The sequence below is a fragment of the Limnohabitans sp. genome (assembly GCF_036804465.1).
Taxonomy (GTDB): Bacteria; Pseudomonadota; Gammaproteobacteria; order Burkholderiales; family Burkholderiaceae_C; genus Limnohabitans.
In genome coordinates, this window is the sequence record NZ_DAIRSK010000017.1 from 1 (window position 1) to 14,619 (window position 14,619).

Consider the following 14,619-nt stretch of genomic DNA (forward strand, 5'->3'; position numbering starts at 1 on the left):
GCCTTCACGACCGCCGCCACCGTAGCCGCCGCCGCCGCCTTCACGACCGCCACCGCCGTAGCCGCCACCACCACCACCACCGCCAAAACCGCCAGAGCGGGGGGGGCGAGGTTCCATGGGGCGAGCCTCGTTCACCACAAGGCTGCGGCCACCCAAAGGTGCACCGTTCATGCCTTCAACGGCGGCAAGCGCTTCGGCATCGCTGCCCATCTCGACAAAGCCAAAACCTTTAGAGCGGCCCGTGTCACGCTCCATCATGACTTTCGCGCTGGTCACCGTGCCGAACTGTCCAAATGACTGCTCAAGATCGCTGTCGCGCACTGAATATGGCAAATTGCCGACGTACAGTTTGTTGCCCATGAAAGGGACTCCTTAAAACACAAAAACAAAGCGATGGAGTCCCGAACCGAAACTGACCGATCACCCAACACAACCTTTTAAATGGCTCGCATTTTTAAAGTCGCAATCATTATGGAGCACAAGAAAGGCAAACATCCAAGCGTTTACCTGTAGATGGCGTGACTTATCGCCGAAAAACCACACTTGACGAGGCTTACCAGCTTGCTTCGCGATCAGGGGATGCGGTGATTTTGTGAATGGTCAGATCGGCGCCTTCAAACTCCTCTTCTTGGCTCATGCGCAATCCCGTGGTGATCTTCAACACACCATAGACCACAAAGCCACCGACCAAAGCCCACACCACGCCCAAGGCAGTTCCAGCCAATTGCGCGCTCAGATTAATGCCGCCCAAGCCCCCAAAGGCTTGTGTGCCAAAAATACCCGCAGCAATTCCGCCCCACGTGCCGCACAGGCCATGCAAAGGCCACACGCCCAACACATCGTCAATGCGCCATTTGTTTTGGGTGAGCGTGAACATCACCACAAAAATGCCACCCGCCACAGCGCCCACCACCAAGGCGCCCATGGGATGCATCAAATCGGACCCCGCACACACGGCCACCAAGCCGGCCAAGGGGCCGTTGTGCACAAAGCCCGGATCGTTTTTGCCAGCAATCAACGCCACCAAGGTACCGCCCACCATCGCCATCAACGAGTTGACGGCCACGAGGCCCGAAATTTTGTCGAGGGTTTGCGCGCTCATCACGTTGAAGCCAAACCAGCCCACGATCAACATCCACGCGCCCAAGGCGAGGAAAGGAATGCTGGAGGGCGGGTGTGCAGAAATGGCGCCGTCTTTGCGGTAGCGGTTGCTTCGCGCACCTAGCAGCAGCACGGCAGGCAAAGCAATCCAGCCGCCCACCGCATGGACCACCACAGAGCCCGCAAAGTCATGAAACTCATCACCCGTCGCCTCTTTGAGCCAAGCCTGAAATCCGAAATGTTGGTTCCAGGCGATGCCCTCAAAGAAGGGGTACACAAAGCCAACCACCACCGCCGTGGCGATCAGCTGGGGCCAAAACTTGGCGCGCTCAGCAATGCCACCCGAAATAATGGCGGGAATGGCCGCAGCAAAGGTGAGTAAGAAAAAGAACTTCACCAGGTCATACCCGTTTTTGTCGGCCAATGACTGCGCGCCGATCATGAAGCTTGCACCATAAGCCACGCCATAACCGATCACAAAATAGGCCAGCGTCGACATACAAAAATCCACCAAAATTTTGACCAGCGCATTGACTTGGTTCTTTCGGCGAACGGTACCCAGCTCTAAAAATGCGAAGCCCGCATGCATGGCAAGCACCATGATGGCCCCTAGCAGAATGAACAAAGCATCCGCGCCCTGTTTGTGTGCATCCATTGTTTGAATCCTTGAAAATTGAACTTTTTTGGTGCGCTTTGGCGCGCTTTATGTGTGTCGCACCAGATAGAAGCAAAAAATGCACCAAACTCAACAATGCGTCATCCAGAGGTCGTCATCAAGAAAAAAGAATGGATTTTGCGGATCAGCCAGTGCTGCGCGATAAACTGAAAAAATGGAAGCTTTTCTGATCTCTACGGGTATTGTGGCCCTTGCCGAAATGGGCGACAAAACCCAGCTGTTGTCTTTGTTGCTCGCCGCGCGGTTTCGCAAGCCTTGGCCCATCGTGTGGGGTATTTTGGTGGCAACTTTGGCCAACCACGCCTTGGCGGGTGCGTTTGGCGCATGGCTCACCAGTTTCATGGGCCCAGCCGCGATGCGTTGGGTGCTGGGTATTTCGTTCTTGGCAATGGCCGCTTGGATGCTGGTGCCCGATCAGTTGGACGCCACCGATGCTGATGTGGCGCCAAAGTTGGGCGTTTTTGGTACCACGGTGCTGGCCTTCTTCTTGGCCGAGATGGGCGACAAAACACAAATCGCCACAGTGATGTTGGCGGCTGAATACACCTCGTGGATTTGGGTGGTGGCCGGCACCACGCTGGGCATGATGTTGGCCAATGCGCCGGTGGTGTGGTTTGGCGAACGCATCACGCGGCTTGTGCCGCTCACCTGGGTACACCGCATCAGCGCGGCAGTGTTTGTGGTGCTGGGTTTGTTGGTGCTGTTAGGCGGCAGTCAAACACCCACGCCGAGCGAGTCCGTGCGTGTCGAACCCGCCGCGCCAGCTGCATCGCCATGAGTTATTTGGCGATGACGCGCACCATCTCCAAGCATTTGTTGGAGTAGCCCCATTCGTTGTCATACCAACTGACGATTTTGACGAAGGTGCTGTCTAGCGCCAAGCCCGCACCTGCGTCAAATACCGAGGTACACGGCTCACCGCGAAAGTCAGTGGACACCACTTTGTCTTCGGTGTAACCCAGCACACCCTTCATTGCGCCCAGGCTTTGTGCTTTCATCTCAGCGCAAATCTCTTTGTATGTGGCTTCGCTGTTGAGCTCTACCGTCAGGTCCACCACGGAGACGTCAGACGTGGGCACGCGAAACGCCATGCCCGTGAGCTTGCCTTGGATGTCTGGAATCACCAGCCCCACCGCCTTGGCTGCGCCCGTGCTGGACGGGATGATGTTTTCTAAAATACCGCGTCCGCCGCGCCAGTCTTTGTTGCTCGGGCTGTCCACCGTTTTTTGCGTGGCGGTGGTGGCGTGCACAGTGGTCATCAGGCCGCGTTTGATGCCCCATTTGTCGTTCAAAACTTTGGCAATGGGGGCCAAGCAGTTGGTGGTGCACGACGCGTTCGACACAATGCTTTGACCCGCGTAAGTGCCATGGTTCACGCCGAACACAAACATGGGCGTGTCGTCTTTTGAGGGTGCAGACATCAGCACTTTTTTGGCGCCTGCGCTCAGGTGTTTTTCGGCCGTGGTTTTGTCAAGGAACAAGCCTGTGGCTTCCAACACCACGTCGGCGCCAATCTCGTGCCATTTCAAAGCCGCAGGGTCGCGCTCTTGGCTGAGGCGAATTTTTTTGCCGTTCACCACCAAGTGGCCGTTGTCGACAGACACCTCGCCTTGGAAGCGGCCGTGCACGCTGTCGAACTTGAGCATGTAGGCCAAGTAATCCGGCTCTAACAGGTCGTTGATGCCAACCACTTCGATGTCGTGAAAGTGTTGAATGGCGGCGCGAAACACCATGCGCCCGATGCGGCCAAAGCCGTTGATACCCAATTGGATGGTCATGACAGTCTCCTAAAGTGGCTCAATTCTATGAAACTTTGTTACATGATTTCAACAAAAAATATGTATTTTATTTACCGTTACTTGAGGCATGGCAATAAAAAAAGCGCCCAAGGGCGCTTTGTCTGAGGATATAAAGAAGATTACTTTTTCTTGGCCACCACACGAACCATCTCTAAGCACTGCTTGGCGTAGCCCCATTCGTTGTCATACCAAGCGATGATCTTGACAAAGTTTTTGTCCAAAGCGATGCCCGCTGTGGCATCAAACACGCTGGCACACGGCTCGCCGCGGAAGTCAGTGGACACCACTTTTTCGTCGGTGTAGCCCAACACGCCTTTGAGCGCACCCTCGCTTTGCGCTTTCATCTCTGCGCAAATGTCGGCGTAGCTGGCCTCATGGTTAAGCTCCACGGTCAGGTCAATCACAGACACGTCCGAGGTCGGCACGCGAAAAGCCATGCCAGTGATCTTGCCCTTGATTTCAGGAATCACCACGCCCACCGCTTTGGCCGCGCCCGTGCTGGACGGGATGATGTTTTCCAAAATACCGCGACCGCCGCGCCAGTCTTTGCGTGACGAACCGTCTACGGTCATTTGGCTGGCCGTGGCAGCATGAACCGTGGTCATCAAACCGCGCTTGATGCCCCATTTGTCGTTGAGCACTTTGACCACGGGGGCCAAACAGTTGGTGGTGCAAGATGCGTTGGACACGATGGCCTCGCCCGCGTATTTTTTGTGATTCACGCCGAACACAAACATCGGAATGGTGTCTTTTGACGGGGCAGAAATCACCACCTTTTTGGCGCCAGCGGCCAGGTGCATTTGGCTGGTGGGCTCGGTCAGGTAGTGGCCCGTGCACTCCAGCACGATGTCTACGCCCATGGCGCCCCATTGCAAGTTGTGCGCATCGCGTTCGTGGGAGAGTTTGATCTTTTTACCGTTCACGATCAGCGTATCTTCGGTGTGGTCAACCGTGCCATCAAATCGCCCGTGCACGCTGTCGTACTTGAGCATGTAGGCCAAGTAATCGGAAGGCTTGGGGTCATTGATGCCGACGATTTGGATATCGGTAAAGCCGTGCTTGAGCGCCGCGCGCAAAGCCAAACGACCGATACGGCCAAAACCGTTGATACCTAATTTGATGGTCATGGGAGAAGTCTCAGGAGGAAGTTAAAAAACCTGTGTGGTTCAAGCTTGCTTTTGCAGCACAGCTTCAACCGTGTCAGCCACGTTTTCAGGCGTGAAGCCGAAGTGCTGGAACAAAACAGCTGCCGGGGCTGATTCGCCGTAGGTGTCAATGCCAACCACAGCCGCCACGCCGTATTTCCACCAGCCGTCGGTCGCGCCCATTTCCACCGCAATGCGAGGCAGGCCTTGCGGCAGCACGGCGGCTTGGTAGGCCGCGCTTTGGCGGTCAAAGGTGGTGGTGCTGGGCACAGACACCACACGCACGGCAATCTGGCGCTCGGCTAGGAGCGCTTGGGCTTTCATGGCCAGCTGCACTTCGGAGCCGGTGGCCAAAATGACGGCTTGCGCCTTTTTCTTGAGGCCCACCTCGCTTGGCTCGGCCAACACGTAAGCGCCTTTGTTGATGGCGTCCAAGCCCGAGATGTCGCCAGCGGGCAAGGCGGCCTTGCTTTGCACGGCGTCACCTTTGGGCAAATAGGGCAGGTTTTGTCGGCTCAACAACAAGGCGGTGGGCTTGTGTTTGTTTTGCAAAGCCACCGCCCAAGCCACCGCAGTTTCGGCGGTGTCAGCAGGGCGCCAGACATCGAGGTTGGGAATCAAACGCAGCGAAGCGGCGTGTTCGATGGACTGGTGCGTGGGGCCGTCTTCGCCCAAGCCAATCGAGTCGTGGGTGAACACATGGATGATGCGTTGCTTCATCAGCGCGGCCATGCGAATGGCGTTGCGTGAGTAGTCGCTGAAGGTGAGGAATGTGCCGCCGTAGGGAATAAATCCACCGTGCAAAGCCACGCCGTTCATGATGGCGGCCATGCCGAATTCACGCACGCCGTAATTGATGTGACGACCGCCTTGGCCCACTTCGTTTTTCACCACCTGGCCCGCAGCGTCAAAGCGCAGGTTGGGTGTGGATTTTGTGTTGGTCAGGTTGGAGCCCGTCAAGTCCGCGCTACCCCCCAAAAGTTCGGGCATGGCAGCAGTGAACGCTTCTAGGGCGAGTTGGCTGGCCTTGCGGCTGGCCACCGTGTGGGCTTTGGTGTGCGCATCGATGACGGTGTCCACCACAGTCTGTGCAAAGTTTTTGGGCAACTCGCCCGCCATGCGGCGCAGCAGTTCTTTGGCCAAAGCGGGATGCGCGGCTTTGTAGGCTGCGAAAGCGGTTTTCCATTCGGTTTCTTGGGCTTTGCCTCGTGACACAGCGCTCCAATCTGCGTACACCTCTTTGGGTATGTCGAAGGGCGCGTGGTTCCAGCCAATGGCTGCGCGTGTCAATGCAATTTCTTCAGCACCCAAAGGCTCGCCGTGGGCTTTGGCGGTGTCAGCGCGGTTGGGGCTGCCTTTGCCGATGCTGGTTTTGCAAACAATCAGCGTGGGCTGGGTCAAGCTGAGCTTGGCAGATGCGATGGCTTGGCTCACCAAAGCAGCGTCGTGGCCGTTGATGGGGCCAATCACGTTCCAGCCGTAAGCTTTGAAGCGCTCTGGCGTGTTGTCGGCAAACCAAGGGGCCACTTGGCCGTCAATCGAGATGCCGTTGTCGTCATACAAGGCGATGAGTTTGTTCAACTTCCAAGCCCCTGCGAGCGAGCAAGCTTCGTGGCTGATGCCCTCCATCAAACAGCCGTCACCCATGAAGGCGAAGGTGTGGTGGTCGATGATGGGGTGGCCTTCACGGTTGAACTCGCAGGCCAACAACTTCTCAGCCAGCGCCATGCCCACCGCGTTGGTGATGCCTTGGCCCAAGGGGCCGGTGGTGGTCTCGATGCCAGGCGTCACACCCACCTCGGGGTGGCCCGCAGTTTTGCTGTGCAGCACGCGGAAATTTTTCAACTCGTCCATCGGCAAGTCATAGCCCGTGAGGTGCAACAGTGCGTAAATCAACATCGAGCCGTGGCCGTTGGACAGCACAAAGCGGTCGCGGTTCAACCAATGGGGGTTCTTGGGGTTGTGGCGCAAGTGGTCGCCCCACAAAGCCACCGCCATGTCGGCCATGCCCATGGGCGCGCCGGGGTGTCCAGAGTTGGCTTGTTGTACAGCGTCCATCGCCAAGGCGCGAATTGCGCTGGCCATTTGTTGGGTGTTTGCCATGTCAGGCGGCTCCGGTGGGTCATGAGGGAAAACCACGATTTTAACGAGCCCGCCCGCCCCTCGGTGCGTTCTTATGACAGATGTTTGACAAATAGCCATTCAGGCCGTCTCGCTACACTGACAAGCCATGACAAAGCGCACCACTTCAGCCCCTTTGGCACAGCCGTCGGCCTTGGCCACCGCCCTGGTTTTGGCTGCGGGACGCGGCGAGCGGATGCGCCCCTTGACCGACGTCACCCCCAAACCCTTGCTCGCCGTGCGCGGCCAAGCCCTCATGCAATGGGCCATGCAGGGCTTGCAGCGGGGCGGCGTCACGCAGGTGGTCATCAACACCGCGTGGCTGGGCGAACAAATTGCGCAGCACTTTGGCAACACTTTCCAAACCGCAGGCCAAGCCCCCATGCGCTTGCATTACTCGCAAGAGGGGGTGGACTTTGGCGGCGCACTAGAAACCGCAGGCGGCATCGTGCGCGCGTTGCCCCAGCTGCAGGATGTGTTTTGGGTGGTGGCGGGGGATGTGTTTGCGCCAGACTTTGTGTTCGCGCTCGAGGCGTTTGCGCGATTCAAAACCAGCCCCCAACTCGCCCATATTTGGCTGGTGCCCAACCCTGAGCACAACCTCGGCGGCGACTTTGGTTTGTCTGCAGATGGTTTGGCTTTGAACTTGCCCAAATTGGCCGTTGCCACCTCAGCCAGCGCTGGCGCTCTCAAGGTTGCCATTGCTAGTCAGGGCGCAGAGCTGCCGCGCTACACCTTCAGCACCATCGCGCTTTACAAACGCGCTTTCTTTGAAGCCGCCTGGTGCCCTATTCCAGCGGGCAACCCCGCTGGCGTGAAAGCCCCATTGGCAGCCATGTTGAGGGCCGCCATGGACAATGGCATGGTGAGTGCGTCGCTCTACTCAGGCGCGTGGACCGATGTCGGTACGCCAAATCGGTTGGCGCAACTCAACGCCACCTCAACACACAAGGTTTGACATGACACCAGCCATCGCACACCCCCCAATCTACGCGGCCAGGCGCGCCCGCTTGGCCGCCCTGCTGGGCGAGGGCGGCGTGGTCCTGATTCCTACTGCGCCCGAGCGTGCACGCAACCGCGACAGTGACTTTGCCTACCGCCACGACAGCTACTTTTATTACTTGACTGGGTTCACCGAACCCAACGCTTGGTTGGTCCTCGATGCCTCAGGCCGCAGCACGCTGTTTTGTCAGCCCAAAGACTTGGAGCGCGAGACGTGGGATGGCTATCGTTTGGGGCCAGAGGCCGCCGTGTCTGCCCTGGGCGTGAGCGCCGCCGTGTCGGTGACTGAGTTGGACAAGCAGCTGCCTCAATTGTTGGAGAACCAGCACACCGTTTGGTACCCGTTCGCCATGCACAAAGGTTTAGAAACTCGGGTGGATGGCTGGCTCAATGCCGTGCGCGCACGCGTGCGGTTTGGCGCGCAGTGCCCTACTCAGCAGCGCGATGCCTGCGGCCCACTCGATGAAATGCGACTGATCAAAGACGCACACGAACAAGGCCTCATGCGCCGCGCCGCGCAAATCAGCGCGCAAGCCCACATCCGCGCCATGCAAACCAGTGCGCGCATGTTGCGTGCGGGCCAAGACGTGCGTGAGTACCACTTAGACGCCGAGTTGCTGCACGAGTTCCGTCTGCACGGCTCGCAGTTTCCTGCTTACACCTCCATCGTGGCGGCGGGCGCCAATGCCTGCGTGCTGCACTACCGCGCGGATGCCGCGCCTGTGCGCGATGGGGAGCTGGTATTGATTGATGCGGGCTGCGAGTTGGATGGTTATGCCAGCGACATCACCCGCACCTTCCCCGCCAACGGCAAGTTCACAGGCCCGCAGCGCGACCTCTACAACTTGGTGGTCGCCAGCCAAGACGCCGCCGTGGCTGCCACCAAAGCGGGTGCGCGTTTTGTGGACCCGCATGACGCCGCCGTCAAAGTTTTGGCGCAAGGTTTGTTAGACCTCGGTTTGTTGAGCGAAGCCAAACACGGTAACGCACAAGACGTGATTGAAAAGCGTGCGTACTTTGCGTTTTATATGCACCGGACCAGCCATTGGCTGGGCATGGATGTGCACGACTGCGGCAGCTATGTGGAGCCCACCGAGCTGGGTCAAACCAGCTCGCGCAAAGACCCGTTGTCGGGCGAAACCATCGTCAACCGACCCAGCCGCATCTTGCACGAGGGCATGGTGCTGACCATCGAGCCTGGCTTGTATGTGCGCCCAGCTGACGATGTGCCAAAAGCGTTTTGGAACATCGGCATTCGCATTGAGGACGATGCCATCGTCACCTCGGGTGGTTGCGAATTGATGTCTCGTGGTGTGCCGGTTGTTGCTGACGAAATTGAAGCGTTGATGCGCTCATGATTGCACGTTGACGTGGCAGCGAGGTGTGGGTTGGGTGAGACCGCCCGACGCAAACGAGCGGCAGCAAGGCAAAAAATGGAATGCAAACCAGAGGCCTAAAATGAATCACCAAGCTGAGGTCGTGTGCTTTCGTGAAGCATGACGACCTTTTGCATAACTAGGAGATTTGAATGAGTTCCAACGCCAGCCACAACAGCCCTGAAGCGCGTGCCGAATTGCGCCGCGCCGCCCTGGAGTACCACGAGTTCCCTACCCCTGGCAAAGTGTCGATTCAAGCCACCAAGCAGCTCGTGAACCAACATGATTTGGCGCTGGCTTACTCGCCTGGTGTGGCGGCCCCTTGTGAAGAAATTGTCAAAGACCCCAACAACGCGTTCAAGTACACCAGCCGTGGCAACTTGGTCGCCGTCATCACCAACGGCACAGCCGTGCTGGGCTTGGGCGACATTGGCCCCTTGGCCTCTAAGCCCGTGATGGAGGGCAAAGGCGTTTTGTTCAAGAAGTTTGCTGGCATTGATGTGTTTGACTTGGAAATTGACGAGAAGAATCTTGACAAGTTGGTCGACATCATTGCTTCGCTTGAGCCCACGTTTGGCGGCATCAACCTCGAAGACATCAAGGCGCCCGACTGCTTCTACGTGGAGCGCAAACTGCGTGAGCGCATGAAGATTCCCGTCTTCCACGATGACCAACACGGCACGGCGATCACGGTTGGCGCTGCGATCATCAACGGACTCAAAGTGGCGGGCAAAGACATCAAAACCGTCAAGCTCGTCACCTCAGGCGCGGGCGCGGCGGCGTTGGCCTGCTTGGGCCTGTTGCTCAAAATGGGCATGCCCCGCAGCCATATTTTTGTCACCGACTTGGCGGGCGTCGTGTATGAGGGCCGCACGGAGCTGATGGACGAAGACAAGATCCAATTTGCTCAAAAAACCGATGCGCGTACGTTGAGCGACGTCATCGCAGGCGCGGATGTGTTCTTGGGCTTGTCCGCTGGTGGCGTGCTCAAGCCAGAGATGGTCACAAAAATGGCGGCAAACCCCATCATCATGGCGTTGGCCAACCCCAATCCTGAAATCACGCCCGAAGAAGTCAAGGCCGTGCGCGACGACGCCATCATTGCCACGGGTCGCAGCGACTATCCCAACCAAGTCAACAACGTCCTGTGCTTTCCCTACATCTTTCGCGGCGCCTTGGATGCGGGCGCGTCCACCATCACCGACGAAATGGAAATTGCTGCGGTGTATGCCATTGCCGAGTTGGCGCAAGCGGAACAAAGTGAAGTGGTGGCCGCTGCGTATTCGGGCGAGAGCTTGGCTTTTGGCCCTGAGTACCTCATCCCCAAGCCGTTTGACCCGCGCTTGATGATGAAGATCGCCCCTGCTGTGGCCAAGGCCGCGGCTGACAGTGGCGTGGCGACGCGACCGATTCAAGACATGGGCGCCTACATCGAAAAATTACAAAGCTTTGTGTATGCCTCTGGGTCCATCATGAAACCCATCTACGCGGCAGCCAAGCAGGCCAGCAAAAAACGCGTGTGCTTTGCAGAGGGCGAAGAAGAGCGCGTGCTGCGTGCCGTGCAAATCGTGGTGGACGAAGGTTTGGCCCAGCCCACCTTGATTGGCAGACCTGCGGTGATTGTTCAACGCATTGAAAAATTTGGCTTACGCTTGAAAGAAGGCATCGATTACCAAGTGGTCAACGTGGAGCAAGACCACCGTTACCGTGACTTCTGGCAAACCTATTTCAAGATGACCGCACGCCATGGCGTGACCGAGCAGTTGGCCAAAATCGACATGCGTCGCCGCTTGTCGCTCATCGGCACGATGATGCTGCACAAAGGCGAGGTGGACGGCCTGATTTGTGGCACCTGGAGCACGCCGCTCACCCATTTGAAATATGTGGATGAGGTCATTGGTCACCGCAAAGGCGTTAGCACGTATGCGGCCATGAATGGTCTGATATTGCCGGATCGCCAAGTGTTTTTGGTCGACACGCACATCAACTACGACCCGACAGCGGCGCAATTGGCCGAAATCACAGTCATGGCTGCCGAAGAAATGCGTCGTTTTGGCATCCAACCCAAAGCCGCCTTGCTCTCGCACTCCAACTTTGGCAGCAGCGACATGCCTTCGGCGATCAAGATGCGCGAAACCTTGGCCTTGGTGAAGCAAAAAGCACCTTGGTTGGAGGTTGACGGCGAAATGCACGGCGATGTGGCACTCGATGGCCATGCCCGTGAATCGCAAATGCCAGACACGACCTTGATTGGCGATGCGAATTTGCTGGTGTTGCCGAATCTGGACTCAGCCAACATTGCCTACAACCTGCTCAAAACGGCAGCAGGCGGCAACATTGCCATTGGCCCGGTCTTGCTGGGCGCTGCCAAACCGGTGCATATTTTGACCGCGAGCACCACGGTGCGCCGCATCGTCAACATGACCGCATTGACTGTCGCAGATGCCAGTGCTGTGCGTTAAATAGGCACTTTTTACAGAAAATTAGCCAATTTCGCCGACATAACCCTTCAAGGCGCCCCAAAAAAAGGGGCGGCCCCTTGCTTTTTTGTTTCATTTCGAAGACACTTGTTCTTCCAAATTTTCGGGTTAACCCGAAGATTCATTGATTCATTAGAAGCTTTAAGAACGGCTTATGTCCATGCCTTTGCGTACCATCAAAACCAATATCGTTCAGTCTATCCGCGCCTTTCGCGTGCCAGATTTGCAAGAGGCTGCCCAAAGCCTTGGCCACCACTTTTTGTATGTCAACTTGGCCCAAGCCCAAAGCAAGCAAGACATCTTGGACATCATCTCCAAGGAATTCAACCTGGCGGGCACAGCCAGCAAGAACTTTGACTCCTTGTATGACGGCATGACCGACCCCTTGCACAAGTCGGGCCCTCAGCCTGGTTTTATTTTGGTGTTGGAGCACATTCCTGCTCACGCCAAGTTTGACAAAGAAGCACGTGAGCAGTTGTTGGACATTTTCCGCGAAGCGGCTGATTACTGGTCTGACCGCAAAGTGGCTTTCCGCTGCTTCTACTCATTCTCGGTCGCCCGCGCGCCTTCGGTTGAAAAAGCAGGCTTGGGCGCTGAAAGCATTGAGTTGTTAGAAGAAGGCGAAAAAATGCCGACCGACAAATTGGTGGATGTGTCGCCCATGGCATTGCGAATGAGCAGCCCTTTCAACGCCGGCTACTGGCAAACCGCAGCTTAATTGGGTGCAGCGCTGCGTCAGCGCAGCGCCCCAAAGCAAAATCCCGTCGCAGGCAACTGTTGACGGGTTTTTTGTTTGCCAAATGACGACAAATGACGCTAAATGACACTAAAGGCTTTGCACCAGCGCCACGTATTCGGACACGGGCACCTCTTCGGCACGGCGCTGTACATTGAACGTGCCAGCAAAGCCGCGGTCCTCCAGCCATTTGCCTAGGGTGTGGCGCAGCAATTTGCGGCGTTGGCTGAAGGCCACCTTGACCATCTCTTCCATGAGCTTGACATGGATTTGCGGGGGTTCGCCAAGCGGCACCATGCGCACCACCGCGCTGTCCACCCGGGGTGGCGGATCAAATGACGCTGGTGGCACAAACAACACGTCTTGCATGTCGTAACGCCATTGCAGCATCACGCTCAAGCGGCCGTAGTCGCTGGTGCTGGGCTTGGCCACCATGCGGTCAATCACTTCTTTTTGTAGCATGAAGTGCTGGTCTTGCACCACAGCAACGTGCGCGAGCAAATGAAAGAGGATGGGCGAGGAGATGTTGTAGGGCAGATTGCCCACCACGCGCAGCTTAGGCACGTTCAAGTCGGCGGCCAATTGGGTGAAGTCCACGCGCAACACGTCGGACTCGATCACGTTCAAGTGTGGATGCTCGCGCAAGCGCTGGGCCAAGTCGCGGTCGAGTTCGATGACGTTGAGTTTGCCCAGCCGCTCCACCAAGGGCTGTGTGAGGGCGGCCAAGCCCGGACCGATCTCGACCATGGGGTCATGGGGTTGCGGGTCGATGGCATCCACAATGCTTTCAATGATGGCGCCGTCGGTCAAGAAGTGCTGGCCGAAGCGCTTTCTGGCAATGTGTTTCAAAGTCGGCTTTGCTTATTGCGGCGGGTCACGGTATTCCACATAGGCGCGACCGCGCACTTCTTGGGCCCACAGTTGGTAGGTCTCGTCAAACTTTTTGTCGCGCAAGCCGCTGCGCGCCAGATCGCGCAACTCACGCTCGCTGATGGGCGCTTCGCGACGCTCCAAGACCTGAATCAGATGCACACCAAAGCGCGACACCAAAGGATCTGCCATTTCGCCAATTTGTAGCTTGTTCATGACCTCTTCAAACTCGGGTACAAACATGCCGCTGGAGACCCAGCCCAAATCGCCGCCATCGGCACCGCTGGCGTCTTGCGAGTGCTCGCGTGCGAGCTTGGCAAAGTCTGACCTGCCCGACTCGATTTGGCGTTTGTATTGCGCCAGTTGCGCGCGCGCAGCGGTTTGGCTCAATTGGCCACCTGGGCGCAACAAAATGTGGCGAGGGCGGGTTTGCGTCATGGTCAACACGCTGCTGGCGCGTTTGGTGATGAGCTTGAGCACATGAAATCCTGCGCCAGAACGAACCAAGGTCGTGTCACCCTCGCTGAGGCTTTTGGTGGCGTCTACAAACAAGCTGGGGTATCGGCTGGCAGGACGCAAGCCCATCAGACCGCCTGTGTCGCGCTCGGCTGCGTTGGAGAATTCTTTGGCCACACGGGCCAAATCGTCGCCGCGTTTGAGTTGGGCCAAAGCAGTTTGCGCTTTGATTTGCAGGGCTGCAACTTCCGATGGGCTGGCTTTTTCAGGAACGGCCACCAAGATGTGGCCCAGTTCCATGTCGGGGTTGGTGTCGATGCTGGCGTTTTGCCGCTGGCGCACGGCTTGGTCAATCTCGACTTCGCTGATCCTGATGCGTCCCGGCACGTTGCGCTCGGTCAGCCGTTGCAAGACCAATTGTTCACGTAGGTTTTGGCGCAAGCGCTCGGGGCTTGTGCCTTGCGCTTTCAGTCGCTTGTGCAGCTCAGCCAGGCTGATTTGGCTTTGAGCTGCCAAGCGCTGCTCGGCTTGGTCGATGGCATCCTCTTCCACCACAATGCCGTTTTCTTTGGCATGTTGCAGCAGTGCTTTTTCAACAATCAAGCGCTCCAGCGCGGCTTTAAGCAAGGACTCCCCCTGCGGCACAAGGCGGCCCTGCTGCTTGAGTTGTTCTTGCAACTGCGGTGCACGTGACATCACCTCATGGTTGGTGATGGGCACAGCGTCGACCACCGCGACGATGAAATCGCGGCTGCCCGTTTTGTTGTTGCTTGAGGTTTGCGCGGCTGCGTCCAGCGTGAACCCCATGAGGGCCCACACAACGAAAAACCAAGGTTTGAAAAATACCATGTTCATCT

Annotated in this window: 11 protein-coding genes and 1 pseudogene; 5 read left to right on the top strand and 7 right to left on the bottom strand. The window is 57.3% G+C overall.

Annotated elements, in window-relative coordinates; all coding sequences use genetic code 11:
* The coding region (locus V7Q41_RS10100; RefSeq protein ID WP_333845711.1) for an RNA recognition motif domain-containing protein at nt 1-360 on the bottom strand (360 nt) is incomplete at its 3' end.
* 193 nt (nt 361-553) lie between these two features.
* Nucleotides 554-1,756 (bottom strand): ammonium transporter, encoded by a 1,203-nt coding sequence (locus tag V7Q41_RS10105; RefSeq protein WP_333845713.1) that lies wholly within the window; start codon nt 1,754-1,756, stop codon nt 554-556.
* A 175-nt stretch (nt 1,757-1,931) separates the two neighbouring features.
* On the opposite strand from V7Q41_RS10105, the gene V7Q41_RS10110 reads away from it, so the two are divergent.
* Nucleotides 1,932-2,555 (top strand): TMEM165/GDT1 family protein, encoded by a 624-nt coding sequence (locus V7Q41_RS10110; protein WP_333845714.1) that lies wholly within the window; start codon nt 1,932-1,934, stop codon nt 2,553-2,555.
* A gap of 1 nt (nt 2,556) precedes the next feature.
* Here the strand turns inward: V7Q41_RS10110 and gap (V7Q41_RS10115) are convergent, their stop codons facing one another.
* The 3 genes from gap (V7Q41_RS10115) to tkt all read right to left on the bottom strand — a co-directional run bounded on the left by gap (V7Q41_RS10115) (nt 2,557) and on the right by tkt (nt 6,824).
* Complete coding sequence (gene gap, locus V7Q41_RS10115; RefSeq protein ID WP_333845715.1) at nt 2,557-3,555, bottom strand: type I glyceraldehyde-3-phosphate dehydrogenase; 999 nt, start codon at nt 3,553-3,555, stop codon at nt 2,557-2,559.
* 140 nt (nt 3,556-3,695) lie between these two features.
* Complete coding sequence (gene gap, locus V7Q41_RS10120) at nt 3,696-4,703, bottom strand: type I glyceraldehyde-3-phosphate dehydrogenase (protein WP_333845716.1); 1,008 nt, start codon at nt 4,701-4,703, stop codon at nt 3,696-3,698.
* A gap of 39 nt (nt 4,704-4,742) precedes the next feature.
* Complete coding sequence (gene tkt, locus V7Q41_RS10125) at nt 4,743-6,824, bottom strand: transketolase (protein WP_333845717.1); 2,082 nt, start codon at nt 6,822-6,824, stop codon at nt 4,743-4,745.
* A 127-nt stretch (nt 6,825-6,951) separates the two neighbouring features.
* Between tkt and V7Q41_RS10130 the strand changes: the two genes are divergently transcribed.
* The 4 genes and pseudogenes from V7Q41_RS10130 to V7Q41_RS10145 all read left to right on the top strand — a co-directional run.
* Nucleotides 6,952-7,800, top strand: coding sequence for a nucleotidyltransferase family protein (locus V7Q41_RS10130; RefSeq protein WP_333845719.1), 849 nt, complete (start codon nt 6,952-6,954; stop codon nt 7,798-7,800).
* Nucleotide 7,801: 1 nt separating this feature from the next.
* Nucleotides 7,802-9,202: an aminopeptidase P N-terminal domain-containing protein gene (locus V7Q41_RS10135; protein ID WP_333845720.1), complete on the top strand. Its 1,401-nt coding sequence runs from the start codon at nt 7,802-7,804 to the stop codon at nt 9,200-9,202.
* A gap of 170 nt (nt 9,203-9,372) precedes the next feature.
* The gene (locus tag V7Q41_RS10140; RefSeq protein WP_333845722.1) at nt 9,373-11,682 is read left to right on the top strand and encodes an NADP-dependent malic enzyme; all 2,310 of its coding nucleotides are present in this window, start codon (nt 9,373-9,375) and stop codon (nt 11,680-11,682) included.
* Between the two features lie 172 nt (nt 11,683-11,854).
* Nucleotides 11,855-12,250, top strand: a pseudogene (locus V7Q41_RS10145) (barstar family protein); the annotation flags it as partial.
* A gap of 276 nt (nt 12,251-12,526) precedes the next feature.
* On the opposite strand, the gene rsmA reads toward V7Q41_RS10145, so the two are convergent.
* Both rsmA and V7Q41_RS10155 read right to left on the bottom strand, forming a co-directional pair.
* The gene (gene rsmA / locus V7Q41_RS10150) at nt 12,527-13,285 is read right to left on the bottom strand and encodes a 16S rRNA (adenine(1518)-N(6)/adenine(1519)-N(6))-dimethyltransferase RsmA (RefSeq protein WP_333845725.1); all 759 of its coding nucleotides are present in this window, start codon (nt 13,283-13,285) and stop codon (nt 12,527-12,529) included.
* Between the two features lie 12 nt (nt 13,286-13,297).
* Nucleotides 13,298-14,617 carry a peptidylprolyl isomerase gene (locus V7Q41_RS10155; protein WP_333845727.1) on the bottom strand — a complete coding sequence of 440 codons (1,320 nt, stop codon included), beginning with the start codon at nt 14,615-14,617 and terminating at the stop codon, nt 13,298-13,300.
* Nucleotides 14,618-14,619: the final 2 nt, after the last annotated feature.

What these genes read in the sequence shown, in the direction of transcription:
- V7Q41_RS10105 (WP_333845713.1), bottom strand. Translation starts at nt 1,756, where the DNA reads ATGGATGCACACAAACAGGGCGCGGATGCTTTGTTCATTCTGCTAGGG.
- V7Q41_RS10110 (WP_333845714.1), top strand. Translation starts at nt 1,932, where the DNA reads ATGGAAGCTTTTCTGATCTCTACGGGTATTGTGGCCCTTGCCGAAATG.
- gap (WP_333845715.1), bottom strand. Translation starts at nt 3,555, where the DNA reads ATGACCATCCAATTGGGTATCAACGGCTTTGGCCGCATCGGGCGCATG.
- gap (WP_333845716.1), bottom strand. Translation starts at nt 4,703, where the DNA reads ATGACCATCAAATTAGGTATCAACGGTTTTGGCCGTATCGGTCGTTTG.
- tkt (WP_333845717.1), bottom strand. Translation starts at nt 6,824, where the DNA reads ATGGCAAACACCCAACAAATGGCCAGCGCAATTCGCGCCTTGGCGATG.
- V7Q41_RS10130 (WP_333845719.1), top strand. Translation starts at nt 6,952, where the DNA reads ATGACAAAGCGCACCACTTCAGCCCCTTTGGCACAGCCGTCGGCCTTG.
- V7Q41_RS10135 (WP_333845720.1), top strand. Translation starts at nt 7,802, where the DNA reads ATGACACCAGCCATCGCACACCCCCCAATCTACGCGGCCAGGCGCGCC.
- V7Q41_RS10140 (WP_333845722.1), top strand. Translation starts at nt 9,373, where the DNA reads ATGAGTTCCAACGCCAGCCACAACAGCCCTGAAGCGCGTGCCGAATTG.
- V7Q41_RS10155 (WP_333845727.1), bottom strand. Translation starts at nt 14,617, where the DNA reads ATGAACATGGTATTTTTCAAACCTTGGTTTTTCGTTGTGTGGGCCCTC.